The sequence below is a fragment of the Mameliella sp. AT18 genome (genome assembly GCF_028807275.1).
Lineage (GTDB): Bacteria > Pseudomonadota > Alphaproteobacteria > Rhodobacterales > Rhodobacteraceae > Antarctobacter > Antarctobacter albus.
The window spans coordinates 1-19671 of the sequence record NZ_JARAMO010000319.1; the positions used below are offsets into that span (position 1 = coordinate 1).

General features: G+C 68.0%; 16 protein-coding genes. 11 read left to right on the plus strand and 5 right to left on the minus strand.

Annotated features, from left to right (window positions below):
* From PVW46_RS27360 to PVW46_RS27390, 7 genes are all read left to right on the plus strand, one after another.
* On the plus strand, positions 1-339 hold a 339-nt coding region (locus PVW46_RS27360), incomplete at its 5' end, for a DUF475 domain-containing protein (protein ID WP_274578267.1).
* Positions 336-1055 (plus strand): FadR/GntR family transcriptional regulator, encoded by a 720-nt coding sequence (locus PVW46_RS27365; protein ID WP_069210020.1) that lies wholly within the window; start codon positions 336-338, stop codon positions 1053-1055. The genes PVW46_RS27360 and PVW46_RS27365, both read left to right, overlap by 4 nt.
* Before the next feature lie 117 nt (positions 1056-1172).
* A complete protein-coding gene (locus tag PVW46_RS27370; RefSeq protein ID WP_043143959.1) occupies positions 1173-2453 on the plus strand; it encodes a flavin-dependent oxidoreductase in 1281 nt (426 codons plus the stop codon).
* A 267-nt stretch (positions 2454-2720) separates the two neighbouring features.
* Positions 2721-3632 carry a sugar ABC transporter substrate-binding protein gene (locus tag PVW46_RS27375; protein WP_043143957.1) on the plus strand — a complete coding sequence of 304 codons (912 nt, stop codon included), beginning with the start codon at positions 2721-2723 and terminating at the stop codon, positions 3630-3632.
* A gap of 85 nt (positions 3633-3717) precedes the next feature.
* On the plus strand, positions 3718-4830 hold the full coding sequence (locus PVW46_RS27380; RefSeq protein ID WP_069210021.1) for an ABC transporter permease: 1113 nt from the start codon (positions 3718-3720) through the stop codon (positions 4828-4830).
* Between the two features lie 3 nt (positions 4831-4833).
* Complete coding sequence (locus tag PVW46_RS27385; protein ID WP_043143954.1) at positions 4834-5604, plus strand: ATP-binding cassette domain-containing protein; 771 nt, start codon at positions 4834-4836, stop codon at positions 5602-5604.
* A gap of 128 nt (positions 5605-5732) precedes the next feature.
* A complete protein-coding gene (locus PVW46_RS27390) occupies positions 5733-6428 on the plus strand; it encodes a DUF4336 domain-containing protein (protein WP_069210022.1) in 696 nt (231 codons plus the stop codon).
* A gap of 264 nt (positions 6429-6692) precedes the next feature.
* Here the strand turns inward: PVW46_RS27390 and PVW46_RS27395 are convergent, their stop codons facing one another.
* From PVW46_RS27395 to PVW46_RS27415, 5 genes are all read right to left on the minus strand, one after another.
* The gene (locus PVW46_RS27395) at positions 6693-7871 is read right to left on the minus strand and encodes a geranylgeranyl diphosphate reductase (RefSeq protein ID WP_274578268.1); all 1179 of its coding nucleotides are present in this window, start codon (positions 7869-7871) and stop codon (positions 6693-6695) included.
* Positions 7872-7874: 3 nt separating this feature from the next.
* Complete coding sequence (locus PVW46_RS27400) at positions 7875-9164, minus strand: BCD family MFS transporter (protein WP_069210024.1); 1290 nt, start codon at positions 9162-9164, stop codon at positions 7875-7877.
* On the minus strand, positions 9161-10072 hold the full coding sequence (gene chlG / locus PVW46_RS27405) for a chlorophyll synthase ChlG (RefSeq protein ID WP_069210025.1): 912 nt from the start codon (positions 10070-10072) through the stop codon (positions 9161-9163). The genes PVW46_RS27400 and chlG overlap by 4 nt, the downstream gene beginning before the upstream one ends.
* Before the next feature lie 65 nt (positions 10073-10137).
* Positions 10138-11601: a transcriptional regulator PpsR gene (gene ppsR / locus PVW46_RS27410; RefSeq protein ID WP_274578269.1), complete on the minus strand. Its 1464-nt coding sequence runs from the start codon at positions 11599-11601 to the stop codon at positions 10138-10140.
* A gap of 46 nt (positions 11602-11647) precedes the next feature.
* A complete protein-coding gene (locus PVW46_RS27415; RefSeq protein ID WP_274578270.1) occupies positions 11648-12433 on the minus strand; it encodes a cobalamin B12-binding domain-containing protein in 786 nt (261 codons plus the stop codon).
* A gap of 335 nt (positions 12434-12768) precedes the next feature.
* On the opposite strand from PVW46_RS27415, the gene bchF reads away from it, so the two are divergent.
* Genes bchF through PVW46_RS27435 form a run of 4 tightly spaced genes read left to right on the plus strand, consistent with a single transcriptional unit; the run spans position 12769 to position 19619 of the window.
* Positions 12769-13257 carry a 2-vinyl bacteriochlorophyllide hydratase gene (bchF, locus tag PVW46_RS27420; protein WP_069210026.1) on the plus strand — a complete coding sequence of 163 codons (489 nt, stop codon included), beginning with the start codon at positions 12769-12771 and terminating at the stop codon, positions 13255-13257.
* A complete protein-coding gene (locus PVW46_RS27425; protein WP_069210027.1) occupies positions 13254-14531 on the plus strand; it encodes a ferredoxin:protochlorophyllide reductase (ATP-dependent) subunit N in 1278 nt (425 codons plus the stop codon). The genes bchF and PVW46_RS27425 overlap by 4 nt, the downstream gene beginning before the upstream one ends.
* Entirely contained in the window at positions 14528-16057 is a 1530-nt protein-coding gene (bchB, locus tag PVW46_RS27430) for a ferredoxin:protochlorophyllide reductase (ATP-dependent) subunit B (RefSeq protein ID WP_069210028.1), read from the plus strand. Before PVW46_RS27425 ends, bchB begins: the two co-directional genes overlap by 4 nt.
* Positions 16047-19619 (plus strand): magnesium chelatase subunit H, encoded by a 3573-nt coding sequence (locus tag PVW46_RS27435; RefSeq protein WP_069210029.1) that lies wholly within the window; start codon positions 16047-16049, stop codon positions 19617-19619. Before bchB ends, PVW46_RS27435 begins: the two co-directional genes overlap by 11 nt.
* Positions 19620-19671: the final 52 nt, after the last annotated feature.

The following is a 19671-nucleotide window of genomic DNA, read 5'->3' on the forward strand; positions in this document are numbered from 1 at the left end:
CTCTACCTCGAGGTGCTGGATGCCTCGTTCAGTTTCGACGGGGTGATCGGCGCCTTTGCCCTGACGCAGAACCTGTTCCTGATCGCCATCGGGCTGGGCATCGGCGCCTTCTACGTCCGGTCGATGACCCTCATGCTGGTCGAACGCAAGACACTGGCGCAGTTCCGCTACCTCGAACACGGGGCCTTCTATTCCGTGTTGGTCCTGTCGATCATCATGTTCGCCCAGTCGCTGACCCATGTGCCGGAGGTCATCACCGGCCTTCTGGGCGCCTGCCTGATCGGCCTGTCGCTGCTGGCCTCGATCCGGCATGAACGCCGGGCGGAGGGCAACGGATGAGCCACGCCACCTCCCGCCGCGCGCTCTGGATGCAAAAGATCGCGGACCAGGTCGCCGATACGCTGGCCGAAAAAATCCGCGCCGGGACACTGGCACCGGGCGACAGCCCCGGCAGCCGCGAGGCGCTGATGGCCGAATTCGTGACCGTCGGCTCGGTCATCGACAAGGCACTGGACGACCTGACGGAGCGGGGCCTGCTGCGCCCAGGCGCGGATGGCGCGCCCGTGGTGGCCGATCTGCCGCCCCGCGCCGAAGCCTTCGCGCTGCCGCCCACGGAAACCCTCTCGGACGTCAAGGCGGTGCTGGAACTGCGGCTGGGGCTGGAGGCGGTCGCCGCCTCGCTGGCCGCCGAGCGGCGCAACCCCGCGCAACTGGCCGCGATAGAGGCGGCGGCAGAGGCCTTTGCCCATGCCGCCCCCGCCGAGACCGCGCAGGCCGATTTCCGGTTTCACAGCCAGATCGCGGCGGCCAGCGGCAATGCCTACATGTCCGACCTTCTGGACTACCTTGGCCCGCTGCTGATCCCGCGGATGCGGCTCACCCTGCCCGCCGCGCCCGGCGAGACGGGCGACCGCAACCGCGAACGCTCGATCACCGAACATGCCGCCATCGTCGCGGCCATCGCCGCGCAGGATGCCGAGGCGGCGCGCGCCCGGATGCGCGACCACCTGCTGCGGTCGCTGGCGCTGATGGAACAGATCCAGACCGCCGGCTGAGCCGTCCTCACACGCGCAGGATGCACGGGGCGGCACGCAACTCGCCCCGACGTAGCAACCAATTGCTTCGGCTGGATTTTTGGCATACCAGATCAGCGCCCAGCAACGGAGAGCGCAATGACCCGTGTCATCATCGCAGGCGGCGGCATCGGTGGTCTTGTCACCGCGCTGACGCTGCACCAGATCGGCCTGTCCTGCACCGTCTACGAGGCGGTGCGCGAGCTCAAACCGCTGGGCGTGGGCATCAACCTGCAGCCCAACGCGGTGCGCGAACTGTTCGACCTGGGCATCGGCGAAGAGCTGCTGGACCGCTGCGGCGTCCCCGCCCGCGAATGGGCGCTGGTCGGGCTCAGCGGCGCCGACATCCATGCCGAACCCCGCGGGCTCGAGGCGGGGTACAACTGGCCGCAATACGCCGTCCACCGTGGCAGGTTCCACATGGCGCTTTACGACCTCGTGCTGGACCGGCTTGGCCCCGACGCGGTGCAGACGGGCTGCCGCGCGGCGGGCTATACCCAGACCGAGGACAGCGCGACGCTGCACCTGGAATGCGCCGGGGGCCCGCGCACCGACACCGCCGACCTGCTGATCGGGGCCGAGGGCATCCATTCCGCGATCCGCGCACAGATGCATCCCGACCAGCCGCCGATCCACTGGGGCGGCGCGCTTATGTGGCGGGGCACCACGCGGGCGAAACCGATCCGCACCGGCTCCAGCTTTGTGGGTCTCGGCACACACCGGCACCGCATGGTGATCTACCCGATCTCGGCCCCCGACGAGAACGGGCTGGCCGAGATCAACTGGATCGCCGAACGCACCCTGGGCGAGGACGAGGACTGGACCGAGACCGGCTGGTTCCGCGAGGTGCCGATCGACAGTTTCGTGCATCACTTCGAGCAGTTCCGCTATGACTGGCTGGACGTGCCGGCGATGATCCGGGGCGCCTCGCGCGCCTTTGAAAACCCGATGATCGACCGTGACCCGGTGCCGACATGGGTGCAGGGCCGGGTGGCGCTGATGGGGGACGCGGCGCATGCCATGTATCCCACCGGATCGAACGGGGCCAGCCAGGCGGTGATCGACGCCCGCACCCTGGGCGCCAGCCTGCTGGAGCACGGCACCGGACCTGCCGCGCTGAAGGCCTATGACGCCCGTCTCTGCGAACCGGTGTCCAAGCTGATCCTGCGCAATCGCGGCGCCGGTCCCTTTGGCCTGCTCAACCTTGTCGACGAACGCTGCGGCGGGCATTTCGACGACATCGACGCCGTGATCCCCCCGGCCGAGCGCGAGGCCTTCCTGGCCGACTACAAGGCCGCCGCCGGTTTCGCCATCGAGACGCTGAACGCCGCGCCGCCGCTCATCGGGCGCGAGGCAAGGGTTTCCGCCACTTCTGCCTGAAATGATGGAATCCTCTCAGGATGCGGGGTCACAGCCCCTCATCCATGAGGGAATTTTGCCGCCGACCGGCCCGAAATCCTCGACGCAGCGACCTTGGGTCGTTAGCGATAACGCCACCCGCCGCGGGGGGACGGGAGGAGGCATCAATCCATTGCTGACAACTCCCCGGGGCGTTGCTAGGCTTTCTACCGGAAAACAGCTCCGGAAGAGAGCCGATCCGCACCAAATGCCCGGAAAAACGGGCAATTGTCCAATGGAGGAGACACCATGAAAAAGATCCTGCTTGCCACCGCGGCCCTTGCCGCAATGGCATCCGCCGCGTCGGCCGAACGCTATGTCATGATCACCCACACCCAGGGCACCGACCCGTTCTGGCCGGTGGTCGAGAAAGGCGCAAAGGACGCCGCCGCCGCCGTCGGCGCGACGCTGGAATACAACTTCGACCCCTCCGGCGACATGTCGGCGATGGCCAAGCTGATCGAGGCCGCCGCCGCGACCGACCCGGACGGCATCATCGTCTCGCTGCCCGATGCCGATGCGCTTGGCGGCGCGATCCGCGATGCCGTCGATGCGGGCATCCCGGTCATCACCATCAACTCGGGGCTTGAGAACTCCAAGGACGTGGGCGCGCTGATGCACGTCGGCCAGCCGGAATACGACGCCGGCAAGGCCGCCGGTGAGCGCGCCAAGGAAGAAGGCGTGACCAACGGTCTCTGCCTCAACCAGGAGGCCTACAACACCGCGCTGGTGGACCGCTGCACCGGCTATTTCGATGCCTTCGGGCAGGAGTTGAACCAGATCGACGTGTCGAACGACGTCACCCAGATCAAGACCCGCACCGCCGCCGCGCTGCAGGCGGATGAGAGCATCGACGGCCTGCTGGCGGTTGGCCCCCACGTCTGCGAAGCCGCCTGGGAAGCGGTCGAGGAAGTGGGTGCCGACGTGCACCTGTCCTGCTTTGACCTCTCCCCCGGCGTGATGGACCTGATCGAGGCGGGCCACGTCTCCTTCACCATCGACCAGCAGCAGCGCCTGCAAGGCTACATGCCGGTTATCGTCCTGCACCTCTACAATACCAACGCAGGGATGCTGCCGGGTGCCAACGTGACCTCCGGCCCGGGCTTCGTGGATGCCTCGAACGCCGCCGACGTGAAATCACAGGCGGGCGTGAACCGCTGATCGCGGGCACATTCGGAAACATCGCGGGGACAGGCGGCAACACCTGTCCCCTTTTTCGATACATCCTAAAAGAATGGGGGGTCTCATGTCTGACCGCAGCGAAGCGGACCGACTGACGCAGGAATCCACCTTGATGCGCCTTGTGCGCCGTCCCGAGGCCGGGGCCTTCATCGTCATGCTCGTCGTCGTGACCGCGATCACCTTTGCCTCGGACTTCAAGGCGTTCAACGCGTTGGGGCTGAAGAACAACATCGCCATCATCTCGCAGTTCGGCATCATCGCCACCGGCGCCGCCATGCTGATGATCGCCGGGGAATTCGACCTCTCCATCGGCTCGATGATCGGCTTTGCCGGCATGTCGATGGCCATGATGCTGAAATGGGGGCTGCCCTTCGGCATGGGAGAGGCGACGCCGCTGACCGCCTTCATCCTGACCATGTGCATGACGCTGTTCATCGGCTGGATGATCGGCACCATCGTCGTGCGATCCGGCCTGTCCAGCTTCATCGTGACACTGGCCTTCCTGTTCTTCCTGCGCGGCCTGACAGAGGTCTGCTTCCGCCTCATCAACCAGTCCACCCAGATCTCGGGCCTGCCCGATTTCAAGGAGGAAAGCTGGGTCGCCTGGATCCTGGGCGGCGAGGTCTTCGGCTGGGTCTACGATCTGTGGTTCCAGCTGGGTGGCAACATCAACCGCCGCGGAGAGCAATGGGTCGACGGGTTCGACGCCCGCTTCCTGTGGTGGATCGTGATCGCCTTCTGCGCCTGGTTCGTGCTGTCGCGCACCCAGATGGGCAACTGGATCTACGCCACCGGCGACAACAAGGACAGCGCGCGGGCCAACGGCGTGCCGGTGAACAAGGTCAAGATCAGCCTGTTCATGTTCACCGCCTTCTGCGCCACCATGTTCGCCGCCTGCCAGGTCTATGACACCAACACCGCCGATGCGGCCAAGGGCAACCTGATGGAACTCAACGCCATCGCCATCGCCGTCGTGGGCGGCACGCTGATGACCGGCGGTTTCGGCTCGGTGATCGGGGTGGCCTTCGGCGCCGTGACCTTCGGACTGGTGGCCAACGCGGTCTTCTACATTCCCTGGCTCGACGGGTCGTTCTACCGGGTCTTCGTGGGCCTTGTCCTGCTGGCGGCGGTCTTTGCCAACGAACGTATCCGCAAACGCATCACGGGGGGGATCTGACCCATGACCGAACCCTATCTCCGCGTCGAAAACGTCGTGAAGAAATTCGGCCCCTTCATGGCCCTGAACGGCGTCAACCTCGAGGTCTACCCGGGCGAGGTCCACGCCCTGCTGGGGGACAACGGGGCCGGCAAGTCCACCCTCATCAAGACGCTGGCGGGCGTGCACCAACCCACCTCTGGCCAGCTGTACATCGAGGGCAAACCCGTCAACTTCCGCTCGCCCCGCGATGCCTCGGATGCCGGGATCGGCACGGTCTACCAGGACCTGGCCGTGAACCAGCTGATGAGCGTCACGCGCAACTTCTTCATGGGACGCGAGCTGAAAGGCCCGCTGGGCACCCTGCGCATGGCGGAAATGGACAAGATCGCCCATGACGAGATGCTGAAAATCGGCATCGACTTCAGCGATCCGACCCAGGCGGTGGGCACCATGTCCGGCGGTCAGCGCCAGACGCTGGCCATCGCGCGCGCCATCTACTTTGGCGCCAAGGTGCTGATCCTGGACGAACCGACCAGCGCCCTGGGGCAAAAGCAGCAGATGGAGGTCCTGAAGACGATCAAGCGCGTGCGCAAGCGCGGCGACATCGCCATCATCTTCATCACCCACAACGAGATCCACTCTCAGCTGGTGGCCGACCGCTATACCTTCCTTGCGCTGGGGCAGGTGATCGGCGCGGGCAAGGCCGGAGAGCTCAGCCATGACGAGATCCGCCGCCTGATGGCCGGCGGGGCCGAGATGAAGGACCTCGAAGGCGAACTGGCGGCGATCTGACGCCACCCCTGCAGGGACCCGCCGGCCCAACGGCAGGTCCCTACCATCCAGCGCAAGACGCCGTTGCAAAGTCAATCATACAGCCATACGATGAAACACTCTCTGATTTCATCCGCTAAAGGCAAGTGATGACAAGGCTGATCCCGCTGGGGCACGACCTCTGGACAGTCGACGGCCCGCCGATCCGGGGCGCCGCAGGTTTCGATTTCCCAACCCGCATGTGCGTCGCCCGCCTGCCCGACGGCGGTCTGTGGGTGCATTCGCCCATCGCGCCCGATCCCGCCCTGGCCCGCGACCTGGCCAGCCTGGGGCCGGTGAGGCACCTGGTGGCGCCCAATGACCTGCATCACAGCTTTCTGGCGCGCTGGGCCTCGGCCTACCCGGCGGCACAGGTTCATGCGGCGCCGGGCGTGCAGGCGAAATCCCCCGGCGTGGCGGTCGATCACCCGCTGGACGAGGTGCCCCCGCCGGACTGGGCCGACACGCTGGACCAGCTTGTCTTTGCAGGCAACCGGATCACCACGGAGGTGGTATTCTTTCACCGTCCCAGCGGCACCGCGATCTTTACCGACCTGTTGCAGCAACTGCCCGAGGGGATGAACCGCGGCTGGCGGGCGACGGTGGCACGCATCGACCTGATGACCGCATCCGCGCCCACGGTGCCGCGCAAATTCCGCATCGCCTTTACCAATCGCCGCGCCCTGCGCCACTCGCTAAAGCGGTTGCGCGCCTGGCCGGTGCGCCAGATGGTCATGGCGCATGGGCCTGTGGTCACGCAAAACGCGGAGCGGCTGCTGGCGCGGGCCTTCGACTGGGCCCGTTGAGCGCAACGCACGCCGTGCTCATCTTTCGTCAACCTGCCCGCCGCATCCTCTGCCCCGCTAGCACTGAAAACCGGATCACGACCCCGCTCGGGGGCCTTTTGATCTGCGCGGAACAAGGGGGCGACGCCCCGAGAGGACCGGGACTGACACCCCGGTTCGGAACGATCCGTCCGGCGGCCGCCGTTTTCAGCCTTTCATGACAGAGTTGCCCCTCCCCGCCCGGCCACTTTGCCGACGGCGGGCAAAGGCGCGGCCCCTGCCCGCCTAGGTATAGCCCGAGGGAACCAGCCGGGTCAGGTGGGCGAGGTTCTTCAGCCCGATCTTCAGATGTGCCAGTGGGCGGGCGCCGACCAGCTTCTTGTTCATGTAGGCCTCGAAGGTCAGGCTTTGGACGTCGACGTCATGACAGAGCGAGACGAAACGCTCTCGCCGCTCGTCCGAGCGGTAGTAGGCCCGCTGCATCGACCCCAGCACCCGGAACACGGTCTTGTGCTCGCGCATGAAGAGGCGCCGCGCCAGCCGCAGGTCACGCACCCGGCCGCTCGCCAGGCAGGCGGCAGCGGCGGTGGCGGCCACGCGGCCGCCAACCATGGCGTAATAGATCCCCTCGCCCGAGCTGGGGGCAACCACGCCGGCGGCATCGCCTGCCAGCACCACGTCGCGCCCGTTGTCCCAGCGCGCCAGCGGCTGCAAGGGGATCGGCGCGCCTTCGCGGCGCAGGGTGCGGCAGGCGCTCAACCCCGAGGCGGCCCGCAAGTCGGCGGTGGCCTGTTTCAGGTCCACCCCCTGCACCATCGACCCCATACCGACGCTGGCAGAAGCCCCGTGCGGAAAGACCCAGCCGTAGAAATCCGGAGAGATCCGCCCGTCATAGACCACGTCGCAGCGGCGCGGATCGTATTGCCCGGAGGCCGCGGGGGCGTCGATGATCTCGTGGTAGGCCATGACATAGGGGATGCGGTCGCCGCCCGGCACCTCGGCCCGGGCCACCGGCGAGCGCGCGCCATCGGCCCCGATCACCAGCCGGGCGCCCAGGCGGCGCTCTTCGCCGCTGGCCTTGTCGCGGTAGACGACCTGCGGGCCCGCCGCGTCGCGGGTGATCCGGCGAAAGGTCCCCGAGAACAGCCGCGCCCCGGACCGGCGGGCACGGGCGCGCAGGAAGGCGTCGAAATGCTCGCGGTCGACCATGCCGACAAAGCCGTTCTCGATCGGGATATCCACCCGCCGCCCGGTGGGAGAGATCATCCGCGCGGTGGTGATCCTGGCCACGAGCTGATCGTCGGGGATGTTGAAATCCGCGATCAGCCGGGGCGGGATGGCACCGCCGCAGGGCTTGATCCGCCCGGCCCTGTCCAGCAGCGCAACCCGGTGGCCCGAGCGGGCCAGGTCTTCGGCGGCGGTGGCCCCGGCGGGGCCGCCGCCCACCACGATGACATCGAACATGATCTATTCCCCCGGCGTGATCCGGACCGCCAGGTGGCGGCGGTCCGGGATGACCCGCAGCGCCATCAGCGCGGCAAGGATGAAAAGCCCGGCCTCGGCCAGGAATACGAGCCCGAAGGCAGAGGCGTCGGGCACCAGCGTCAGGCGCAGCAGGTCGACTGCCGCCGCCCCTGTCAGCCCGCCAAAGCCCGCCGCAATGGCCTGTGCCGCGCCCCAGAGGCCCATGCGCGTGCCCTCGCGCGCGCCGCGCCCCTGTCCCGCCAGCGCCATCATCGACCCGATGGCCGCCACCGCGAACATGCCGTTGAACAGGCCCAGCGCGACCACGGCCGGCATCAGCGCCGCCGCGCTGCCGGTGGCGCCGGTCAGGGTGATCGCCGCCAGGCTGGCCGCGGACCCCAGACAGCCCGCCACGACCCAGGCACAAAGGCTGCCGATGCGCAGCCCCGTCGCCGCCACGCCGACCGCCAGCATCCCCAGGAAGACGCCGCCGTTCTGCGCGCCGCTCAAGGTGGTGGACTGTCCGGGCGTGAAACCGAAGACGAGGCCCGCGTAGGGTTCGAGGATCAGTTCCTGCATGAAATAGGCGATCATCGACAGAAAGACGAAAACCGTGAAGGCGCGGGCGTCCGCTTCGGCCCAGACCTCGCGCAGGCCCTCGATCAGCGAGGGCGGCGCGGCCTGAGGCGCGGGAGGGGCCAAGTGGCGCTCGATCCGCCAGGTGGCGAGCACCGTCAGCACCAGCGCGCCCAGCGTGACGCCCGCCACGATGCGCAGCAGCAGCGCCGGGCTGTAGGGATCCAGCAGCGCCCCGATGCCGCCCGCCGTCAGCGCGATGCCCGCGATCATCATCAGCCAGGTGATGGTGGCGGCGGCAGCACGGCGGCGCGGTTCCGTCGCCGTCGCCAGCAGTGCCAGCAGCGAGGTGCCCGAGGCCCCCACCCCCAACCCGATCAGCGCGTATGACAGGATCGACAGGATCAGCGCGGCGGCAAAGGCGGTGTCGAACAGGGCAACGCCCAGCGCCGCCCCGACGGCGCCCAGACCCAGGACCGCCATGCCGCCGATGATGAACCGCGTGCGGCGCCCGCCGATGTCGGACAGGAACCCCCAGTTCGGGCGGGTGATCTGGATGCCGTAGTGCAGCGCCACCAGAAGCCCCGGCAGGACCGCGGGCAAGGCCAGTTCCACCACCATCAACCGGTTCAGAACCGAGGTCGTCAGAACGACGATGGCGCCCAGGCACATCTGCACCAGTCCCAGCCGGACAATCGACAGCCAGCCCAGCGTCATGCCCCTGCCCCCAGGCTCCGCAAGGCGAAGGCGGCGACCATCATGCCGCTGACATACATCAGCACGCCGGTGCCATTGTACCAGGGCGCGCGGCCCTCGGGATCACGCAGGAGGACGGTCATCGCCCAGACCTGGCCCGCCAGCAACGCCGCGATGACCAGTGCCAGCACCGGCGCGCCCCAGAGCGTCAGCAGCGCAATCACCGCCACTTGCGGCAGCGCCATGACACCACAGGCCACGCGCGCGGCGCGCTCTGGCCCCAGAGTGACGGGCAAGGAGTTCACCCCCATCTGGCGGTCCCCCTTCAGCGCCTTGAAATCGTTGAGCGTCATGATCCCGTGCGCGCCCGTTGCATAGAGCGCCGCAATGGCGATCACCTGCGCCGAGGGCGCCCCGGCGGACAGGACGGCGGCGCCGGTGAACCAGGGCAGCCCCTCGTAACAGAGCGCCACCAGCCCCGGCCCCCAGACGCCGGAGCGTTTCAGCCGCACGGGTTCCGCGGAATAGGCCCAGGCGGCCAGCACGCCAAAGACCGTCGCGCCAAAGCCCCAGGGCCCCAGGAATGACCCGATCCAGAGCGCCAGCAGTGTCATCGCCAGCGCAATCCACAGCCCCCAGCGACCCGGGATGCGCCCCGAGGGGATCGGCCTGTCGGGTTCGTTGATGGCGTCGACATGACGGTCGCACCAGTCGTTCGCGGCCTGGCTCATTCCGCAGACCACCGGGCCGGCCAGCACTATGCCCAGGATCACCTGCCCCGGCGCCGCGCTGACGGCGACACCGCAGGAGACCGCGCCGCAGAGATAGGCCCAGATCGGTGGAAACCAGGTGATCGGCTTGACCAGGGTCAGCACCGCCCGCGGGTGCGGGGTGCGGCGCGCGACATGTAAACCTGACGATACATCCATACCGTCAAGTAAACTACACACATCGAGTCGGAGAAAGGGTTTTCTTTGACCGAACCCCTGCCGGCCTAGCCCGACCGGCCCGCTTGGTCGCCCGAACCGGCGTCCGAGGGTTCGCCGTTCAGCATGTCGTACTTGCGCAGCTTGACGTAAAGGCTTTGCCGCGACAGGCCCAGCATCTCCGCGGCGGCGACGCGGTTGTTCTTGGTCAGTTGCAGCGCGGTGTCGATGCACATGCGTTCGATCACGTCCGACGTGGCCGAAACCAGCTCCTTGAGCGAGGCGGTGCCGACAAGGTCCATGACGTTCTTGAGCGCCTCTTCGCTGACCGCCGCCCCGGCGGCCCCGTCGACCGCCAGATCGCCGCCCGAGACATCGCGCAGTATCAACCCGATGCCCTGGTCACGCCCGCCCTTGCGCAGTTGCGCCGTCGAGATGTCGACGGTGGTGCGGGTGCCCACGACGCTGCGGAACTGCGCCATAAAGCTGCGGATGCGTCCCTCGCGCTGGGTGCTGTCCATCAGCAGGCGGCTGTTCACCCCGCCGCGCACCAGGAAATCGGAAAAGGGCCGGTCCTTGACGTCACGCAGTTGCGCCGCGTCGGCCATGACAAGGAAAGCCTCGTTGGCCTCGCGGATCATGCCGTTGGCGTCCAGCAGAACGATGGCATCGCTGGTGGCGTCAAAGAGGGTCGACAGCGCCTGCCCCACCTCGGTTCCGCCGCTGGCTTCCTCGCGGGTCGCGGCAAGCCGGCAGAGCAGGCCCAGCTCTCCGGCGGCGCGGAAGAACTCGGGGAACAGGACCACGGGCTTGTCGTTGCGGCGCGCCACCAGGTCGATGCCGGGGCGGTCGTCCTGCCCCCCCGCCGCCTGCAGCGCCTCCATCAGCTCGGACCGGCGGCGGCCCTCGAAGGCCTGGTTCAGCGCGCTGCCGGGCAGCGTGTCGGGCTTGGCCCCCAGCAGGGCGGCGGCGGCGCGGTTGGCGTCACGGATGCGCCCGGTGTCCGGGTCGACCAGGATCAGCGGGGTCTCGGCCGCCTCCAGCACCACGCGGAAAAACGTCTCGGCGCTGCGGATGCGCAGTTTGTCCCGCTCGCGGGCCAGTTGCTCGTTGACCAGCCGCTGCTGGACCTCGGCCACCGGCTGCATGTCGCGCCCGATCAGCAGCAGCGTCTCTCCCCCGTTGACCGGCAGGGGCACGTAGCGCACCGGGAATTCCCAGTCGGCATTGTCGTAGTGATTGAGTTCAAGCGGACCGCCGAAATGCTGCGGGCTTTCGGCCAGGCTCTCGCGGCGGGCGGCGTATTTGACCTTGCTTTCGACGTTCAGAAAAGTGTCGAACTTGCGCCCCACCCAGTGATCCAGGCACCCGAAGGCCGGGCATTCGGGACTGACGAAGATGCCGATGACCGTGTCCCGGGCGTCGACGTGCACGGCGATGTCGGAGGTGTGCTCGATGATCTGGCCGACCGAAGACGCGTCCGGCAAGATGCCGACGTGCTCGAACTCCGATGACGCATCCTGCCGTGTCAATGTGCATCCTCACTTGTCTTACATGCGTCAGCTCCTAACGCAGTAGCTACGCAAGCGAGTCGACGGTCAGCGACTTGGCCACAGAGGCAAGTCCGCATCCCTCTATTGCCTCACGCGCCGACCGGACCGCAAGGTCAGCCCCGGTCAGAACCTCGACACCGTCGGAATTAGCAACATATTTGCCGCCAACGACAATCGGAGGGCACCGATCAAGGCTGGACTTCAGATTCTTTATGATTTCCTGAACGTTTTCAACAGATTTGTAGGTCGCCATCGAGATCCCGAGCATCGAGAACCGGCCTTCTTCGACGACGCGCAGCAGTTCGGCGTTCGAAAGACGGATCGCCATGCGCACCCAGAGACCGTGCCGGCGGAACTGGTCGGCGGCAACGAAGGCGCCCAGGGTGTGGTCCTCGACCGCCGGGAGAATCATCAGGATCGACTGTCCCAGCGGCACGGTACGGTCCAGCCAGGTGCCCCTGGGCAGGTCGGTGCGGTTCTGGAACAGGGCCTGCAGCCGCGCCGCGCCGATCGTGACCTGGACAAACGTGGCCTTGTCCTGCACCCAGAGCTCGCCGATCCGCCGCGCCACGGCGGGCACGTAATCGCCCAGCACCTCGTCCGAGGTCACGCCAGTTGCGATCAGGGACGAGAGGACCGCCTGGTGGCTGGTCTCGGACGCGGACATGATCTCTTCGCAGAGGCGGTCGATCCAGTCATCCTTGGTTTGCGGAGACCGAATTCTGCGTTTGTCTGCAACGGATTTGAGCGCTGCCTCGACGAGGAACCGTATCGCCGTGTCCCGGTCGTCGGACTGGTCGCGCCCACTCATGCTGTGCTCCATGCGACCATCCCCCCTCCTGGATGGTGGCGCCGGCGGCTTTCGCTATAAACGAGTCGCCAGCGCATCTTATGAGTGTGCGGGCGGCACAGGCAGCTGTCAATTTTTATTGACATCGAGTTTCCCTCACGGTCATCAAGCAGATGAAAACACCGAACATTATCTGAGATAGTGCGTTTTTATACAGGACAAGACCTGCTCTGCAGCTTCTGGCGGCCGCCCACTAGTGTCCAAAAATTCTGCCAACATCGGTGTAAGTTTTAATTGACACTTTGCGAGTCCGGCACCTAGCATCGGGGGTGATTTCTCCGCTGGGGAGGGCGAAGATGCTGCGACAGATCCAAGAGGACGCCGGCCGCGAGACGCTCTACACGCAGGCGCAGAAGCAACGCCGCGACGAGAGCGCCTGGACCCTTGTTCAGGGCATCCTGGCGCCGCTGCAGTTCCTGGCCTTTCTGATCTCGCTGGCACTGGTGCTGCGCTACATGGCGACGGGCGCGGGCTATGAGGCGGCGACCGTCTCGATCCTGGTCAAGACCGGGTTCCTGTACCTGATCATGGTCACCGGGGCGATCTGGGAAAAGGTCGTCTTTGGCCAGTACCTCTTTGCGCCTGCCTTCTTCTGGGAAGACGTCTTCAGCATGGTCGTGATCGCCCTGCACAGTGCCTATGTCTGGGCGCTGCTGGCGGGCAGCCTGACACCGGGCGGGCTGATGCTGCTGGCGCTGGCGGCCTACGCCGCCTATGTCGTCAACGCCGCGCAATTCCTGCTGAAACTGCGGGCCGCACGGCTGCAGGCGGCGGTGCCCGCATGAGTGCACCCGCCCCCTCAACAGGATGCCGTGACGTCCCCGTCCTGGCCGAACGCGGCCAGCACGAGGTGTTTTGCGGACTGACCGGCATCATCTGGCTGCATCGCAAGATCCAGGACGCGTTTTTCCTGGTGGTCGGCAGCCGGACCTGCGCCCACCTGCTGCAAAGTGCCGCCGGGGTGATGATCTTTGCCGAGCCGCGTTTCGGCACCGCGATTCTCGAAGAGACGGACCTCGCCGGGCTGGCCGACGCGCAAGAGGAACTGGAACGCGAGGTCGACCGCCTGCTGTCACGGCGTCCTGACATCCGCCAGCTGTTCTTGGTCGGCAGTTGCCCGTCCGAGGTCATCAAGCTGGACCTGGCGCGCGCCGCCGAGAGGCTGTCGGCGCGACATGCCCCAAAGGTGCGGGTGCTGAATTACTCGGGCTCGGGGATCGAGACGACATTCACCGAAGGCGAAGATGCTTGCCTGGCCGCGATGGTTCCGGCCCTGCCAGAGACCGACCGGCGGCAGCTGATCCTCGTGGGCGCCCTGCCCGACGTGGTCGAGGACCAGGCGCTGGACCTTCTGAGCAAGCTGGGGATCGAGGACGTCGCCGTCCTGCCCGCGCGCCATGCCGACAGCGGCCTGGCCATCGGGCCGAACACCGTCTTTGCCCTCACACAGCCGTTCCTGGGGGGCACGCTTGCCGCCCTTGAACGGCGCGGGGCGCGGCACATTCCCGCGCCATTCCCGTTTGGCGAGGAGGGCACCACCGCGTGGCTGACCGCCGTGGCGCGGGAATTCGGCGTTGATCAGGCGCATTTCGATGCCGTGACCGCTGCGCCCCGTGCCCGCGCCGCCCGCGCCGTGGCCCAGGCCGCCGAGGGCCTGGGCGACCGGTCGGTGTTCTTCTTCCCCGACAGCCAGCTGGAAATCCCGCTGGCACGTTTCCTCACCCGCGAATGCGGGATGCGGGCCATCGAGGTCGGCGCCCCCTACATCCACCGCGCCGTCGTCGGGCCGGAACTGGATCTGCTGGATCGCGGCCCGCAACTGGCCGAGGGACAGGACGTCGAACGCCAGCTGGACCGCTGCCGGGACGCCCGCCCGGACCTGACGGTTTGCGGGCTTGGCCTTGCCAACCCGCTGGAAGCCGAGGGGCTGGCCACCAAATGGGCCATCGAGCTGGTTTTTACCCCGGTGCATTTCTACGAACAGGCGGGCGACCTGGCCGGGCTCTTCTCGCGCCCCCTGCGCCGCCGCGCGGCCCTGCGGCTGGAGGCGGCGGAATGAAGCTGTCGGTCTGGACATACGAAGGCCCGCCGCATGTGGGCGCCCTGCGGGTCGCGACGGCGATGAAGGGGCTGCACTATGTCCTGCATGCGCCGCAGGGCGACACCTATGCCGACCTGCTGTTCACCATGATCGAGCGGCGCAATCACCGTCCGCCGGTGACCTACACCACCTTCCAGGCGCGCGACCTGGGCGCCGACACGGCGCAACTGTTCAAGACCGCCTGCCTGGCCGCCTATGACAGGTTCCGGCCGCAGGCGATGATCGTCGGCGCCTCCTGCACCGCGGAATTGATCCAGGACGATCCCGGCGGCATGGCCGAGACGATGGGCCTGCCGGTGCCGGTGATCCCGCTGGACCTGCCCAGCTACCAGCGCAAGGAGAATTTCGGCGCCGATGAGACGCTGTTCCAGCTTGTCCGCGCCCTCGCCCGCCCGATGGACAGGTCGGCCCATGTCACCTGCAACCTGATCGGCCCGACGGCGCTGGGGTTCCGCCACCGCGACGACATCACCGAACTGACCGCCCTTTTGGGCGACATGGGAATCGGCGTGAACGTCTGCGCGCCCTACGGCGCCACCCCGCAGGACCTGACCCGGCTGGGGGCCGCGCATTTCAACGTGTTGATGTACCCCGAGACCGGAGAGGCCGCCTGCCGCTGGATGGAGCGAGAGCTGGGCCAGCCCTATACCCGCACCGTGCCCATCGGCGTCGGCGCCACCCGCGATTTCCTGGGCGAGGTCGCGGCCCTGACGGGCCGGTCGCTGGCGCTGGACGAAAGCCGCCTGCGCCTGCCCTGGTATTCCGCCAGCGTCGACAGCACCTACCTGACGGGCAAGCGCGTCTTCATCTTCGGTGACGGCACCCATGTGGCCAGCGCCGCCCGCATCGCCCGCGACGAATTGGGGTTCGAGGTGGCGGGACTGGGCTGTTACAACCGCGAACAGTCTCGGACGATCCGCGCCCTGGCACGCGACTATGGCGTCGCGGCGCTGATCACCGAGGATTACCTCGAGGTCGAGGCCCGCATCGCCGAGCTGGCCCCCGAGATGATCCTGGGCACCCAGATGGAACGCCACATCGGCAAGCGCCTGGGCATTCCCTGCGCGGTCATCAGCGCGCCGGTCCACGTCCAGGACTTTCCCGCCCGATACTCGCCCCAGATGGGGATCGAGGGCGCCAACGTGATCTTCGACACCTGGGTGCATCCGCTGGTCATGGGGCTGGAGGAACACCTGCTGACCATGTTCCGCGAGGATTTCGAGTTTCACGACGATGCCGGGGCCAGCCACCACGGCGGCGCCGCCACGCCGCGCGTTGCCGATCCCGCCCCTGCTCCCGCCGAGGCGCCTGACACCGGCGGCGAGGTCATCTGGCTGGACGAGGCGGAACGCGAGCTGCGCAAGGTTCCCTTTTTCGTGCGCGGCAAGGCGCGCCGCAACACCGAGACCTATGCCAGCGAACGCGGGCTGACCCGGATCGGGCTGGACACGCTTTATGACGCAAAGGCCCATTATGCGCGATGACGGGTTCATAGGCGGCCCCGGTGCCGCGGACGGCTACAGCGTCGTGATCCTGACGCTGGACGCCCATGCCGCCGGCCCCTGCGCCCGCGCCGCGGACCGGCTGCGGGGCGAGTTTCCCGGCCTGCGCGTCGCGATCCATGCCGCCGCCGAATGGGGCGAACACCCCGAGGCGCTGGAGGCCGCGCGCCGCGACATCGCCTCGGGCGACATCATCGTCACCAGCCTCCTGTTCCTCGACGAGCACATCCGCGCGATCCTGCCCGACCTGCAGGCGCGGCGCGAAAGCTGTGACGCGATGGCGGGGCTGATCTCGGACGCGCGCATCGTCAAGCTGACCCGCATGGGCGGGCTGGACATGGCCGCCCCGGACAGCGGCGTGCGCAAGCTGATGAAAAAGCTGCGCGGCAGCGGCAAGTCCGGCGTGCAGGACGGCGCCCGCAAGATGCGGATGCTGCGCCGCCTGCCCCGCATCCTGCGGCTGATCCCGGGCCGCGCGCAGGACCTGCGGGCCTGGTTCCTGTCTATGCAATACTGGCTGGGCGCGTCCGACGACAATGTCGAGGCGCTGATCCGCTTCCTGATCTCGCGCTATTGCCGCCACGCGGACTGGCGCGGAGCCGAAGCCCCGGCACCGCAGGACTACCCCGAGGTGGGCCTGTACCACCCCGATCTGCCCGACCGCATCGCCACGGATCCCGCCGCCCTGCCCGGCCCCGCAGCACCGCGCGCAACCGTCGGCCTGCTGATGATGCGCAGCTATGTCCTGTCGGGCGACACGGCACATTACGACGCGGTGATCCGCGCGCTGGAAGCGCGGGGCCTGCGCGTCCTGCCCGCCTTTGCCGGGGGCCTGGACGGGCGACCCGCCATCGAAGGCTATTTCCAGGACCAGCACGGCGCCAGGATCGACGCGCTGCTGTCGCTGACGGGGTTCTCGCTGGTGGGCGGGCCGGCCTACAACGACAACGCCGCCGCCACCGCGCTGTTGCAGGCGCTGGACGTGCCCTATGTCGCCGCACATCCGCTGGAGTTCCAGACGCTGGGCGAGTGGGCCGCCTCGGCGCAGGGGCTGGGTCCGATCGAGACCACCATGCTGATCGCCCTGCCCGAGCTGGACGGCGCGACCAACCCGACGATCTTTGCCGGGCGCCACGGGCCGTCGGGCTGCGACGGTTGTGCGCGGGCCTGCCAGGCGGCCTCGGCCGTCAAGGCGCTGGCCCCCTGTCATGACCGGATCGAGGCGCTGGCCGCCCGGGTCGACCGGTTGGCGGCGCTGCGCCGTTCACGGGTGGCCGAACGGCGGGTCGGCATCGTCCTGTTCGGCTTTCCGCCCAATGCGGGCGCCGCCGGGACAGCCGCTTACCTGGACGTGTTCCAGTCGCTATTCAACACGCTGCACGCGATGGCGGACCGCGGCCATGACCTGACCCCGCCCGACAGCGTCGAGGCGCTGCGCGAGACGGTTCTGGGGGGCAATGCCCGCCAGTACGGGCAAGAGGCCAACGTGACCGATCATGTCGGCGCCGAACGGATCGTGACCGACACCCCCTGGCTGGACGAGATCGAGGCGCAGTGGGGCCCAGCCCCCGGCAAGGTCCAGAGCGACGGGCGCGGGGTGTTCATTCTGGGCGCCACCTTCGGCAAGGTCTTTGTCGGGCTGCAACCCGCCTTCGGTTACGAGGGCGACCCGATGCGCCTGCTCTTCGAGCGCGGCTTTGCCCCGACCCATGCCTTTGCACAGTTCTACCTCTGGCTGCGGGACCAGTTCCGCGCCGACGTTCTGCTGCATTTCGGGATGCATGGCGCGCTGGAATTCATGCCCGGCAAACAGGCTGGCCCCGGCCCCGCCTGCTGGCCCGACCGCCTGATCGGCGACATGCCGAACGTCTATCTCTATGCCGCCAACAACCCTTCAGAGGCGACGCTGGCCAAGCGGCGCTGCGGCGCGGTGACGGTCTCTCACCTGACGCCGCCGCTGGCGACGGCGGGGCTCTACAAGGGGCTGGCCGAGCTGAAGGACAGCCTGACCCGCTGGCGCGGCGCCGCCCCCGGCGATCCCGCCCGCCACGAGATCGCCGCGCTGATCGCCGACCAGGCAGAGGCGCTGGACATGGTGGACACCGACCCCGAGGCGCTGTGGCTGCGCCTGCTGGAAACCGAAGAGGCGCTGATCCCCGAGGGGTTGCATGTGGTCGGCCGTGCCATGTCGCCCGAGGCGTGCGACAGCTACCTGGACCTGCTGCCGCCCGAGGCCGACTGCGAGGGGATCGCGGCGCAACTGGGGCGTGAAACGGAACTGCCCGCGCTGATGCGGGCGCTGGAGGGGCGCTTTATCCCGCCGGTGCCGGGCGGCGACCTGATCCGCTCTCCCGAGATCCTGCCCACCGGGCGCAACATCCATGCCTTCGATCCCTTCCGGATGCCCAGCGCGCTGGCCTGCCGCGACGGCGCGGCGCAGGCAGACCTGCTGCTGGACACGCACAAGACCCTGCCGCGCAGCATCGCCGTGGTCCTCTGGGGGTCCGACAACATCAAGTCCGACGGGGCGCCCATCGGGCAGGCCCTGGCACTGATGGGTGCGCGGCCCCGGTTCGACGGCTTCGGGCGGCTCTGCGGCGCCGAACTGATCCCGCTGGAGGACCTGGGCCGCCCCCGCATCGACGTCATCATGACCCTGTCGGGCATCTTCCGCGACCTGCTGCCCCTGCAGACCCGGATGCTGGCCGAGGCGGCGCTGAAGGCGGCAGAGGCCGACGAGCCCGCCGACCGCAATTTCATCCGCGCCCATGCGCTGGCCTGCATCGAGGAAACCGGCTGCGACATGGCCCAGGCGGCGCTGCGGGTCTTTTCCAACGCCGAGGGCGCCTACGGGTCGAACGTCAACCAGATGGTGGATTCCTCGGCCTTTGGCGACGAGGACGAACTGGCCGACGCCTACGAGGCGCGCAAGAGTTTCGGCTATGGCACCGATGGCAAGGCACAGGCCCGCCCGGCGCTGTTGCAACGGGCGCTGGCCCGCGTCGACCTGGCCTATCAGAACCTCGAATCCGTCGAGCTGGGCGTGACCACGGTGGACCATTATTTCGACACGCTGGGCGGGATTTCCCGCGCGGTGAAACGCGCGCGCGGCGGTCAGGGCGCCGCCGTCTACATCTCGGACACGACGCGGGGCGCGGGCAAGGTCCGCAGCCTGGCCGACCAGGTGGCGCTGGAAACCCGCGCCCGCTCGCTGAACCCCAAGTTCCACGAGGCGCTGCTGAAACATGGCGCCGAAGGCGTCCGCCAGATCGAGAGCCACGTCACCAACACGCTGGGCTGGTCGGCCACCACCGGGGCGGTCGAACCCTGGGTCTATCAGCGGATTTCCGAGACCTTCGTGCTGGACGGGGAGATGCGCAACCGGCTGGCGGCGCTGAACCCGGCGGCCTCGTCCCGGATGGCGAACCGGCTGCTGGAGGCGCACGACCGCGCCTATTGGCAGACCAGCGCCGAAACCCTGGCGGCGCTGCGCGAGGCGGCGGATGCGCTGGAGGACCGGATGGAAGGGGTGGCCGCGGAATGACCGGGCGTTGCGCATCCGGCACGGTCGGACCGGGGCTCTGCCCCGGACCCCG

Bases quoted from the DNA above. Each gene is read 5' to 3' on its own strand.
- PVW46_RS27365 (WP_069210020.1), top strand. From the start codon at position 336: ATGAGCCACGCCACCTCCCGCCGCGCGCTCTGGATGCAAAAGATCGCG.
- PVW46_RS27370 (WP_043143959.1), top strand. From the start codon at position 1,173: ATGACCCGTGTCATCATCGCAGGCGGCGGCATCGGTGGTCTTGTCACC.
- PVW46_RS27375 (WP_043143957.1), top strand. From the start codon at position 2,721: ATGAAAAAGATCCTGCTTGCCACCGCGGCCCTTGCCGCAATGGCATCC.
- PVW46_RS27380 (WP_069210021.1), top strand. From the start codon at position 3,718: ATGTCTGACCGCAGCGAAGCGGACCGACTGACGCAGGAATCCACCTTG.
- PVW46_RS27385 (WP_043143954.1), top strand. From the start codon at position 4,834: ATGACCGAACCCTATCTCCGCGTCGAAAACGTCGTGAAGAAATTCGGC.
- PVW46_RS27390 (WP_069210022.1), top strand. From the start codon at position 5,733: ATGACAAGGCTGATCCCGCTGGGGCACGACCTCTGGACAGTCGACGGC.
- PVW46_RS27395 (WP_274578268.1), bottom strand. From the start codon at position 7,871: ATGTTCGATGTCATCGTGGTGGGCGGCGGCCCCGCCGGGGCCACCGCC.
- PVW46_RS27400 (WP_069210024.1), bottom strand. From the start codon at position 9,164: ATGACGCTGGGCTGGCTGTCGATTGTCCGGCTGGGACTGGTGCAGATG.
- chlG (WP_069210025.1), bottom strand. From the start codon at position 10,072: ATGGATGTATCGTCAGGTTTACATGTCGCGCGCCGCACCCCGCACCCG.
- PVW46_RS27415 (WP_274578270.1), bottom strand. From the start codon at position 12,433: ATGAGTGGGCGCGACCAGTCCGACGACCGGGACACGGCGATACGGTTC.
- bchF (WP_069210026.1), top strand. From the start codon at position 12,769: ATGCTGCGACAGATCCAAGAGGACGCCGGCCGCGAGACGCTCTACACG.
- PVW46_RS27425 (WP_069210027.1), top strand. From the start codon at position 13,254: ATGAGTGCACCCGCCCCCTCAACAGGATGCCGTGACGTCCCCGTCCTG.
- bchB (WP_069210028.1), top strand. From the start codon at position 14,528: ATGAAGCTGTCGGTCTGGACATACGAAGGCCCGCCGCATGTGGGCGCC.
- PVW46_RS27435 (WP_069210029.1), top strand. From the start codon at position 16,047: ATGCGCGATGACGGGTTCATAGGCGGCCCCGGTGCCGCGGACGGCTAC.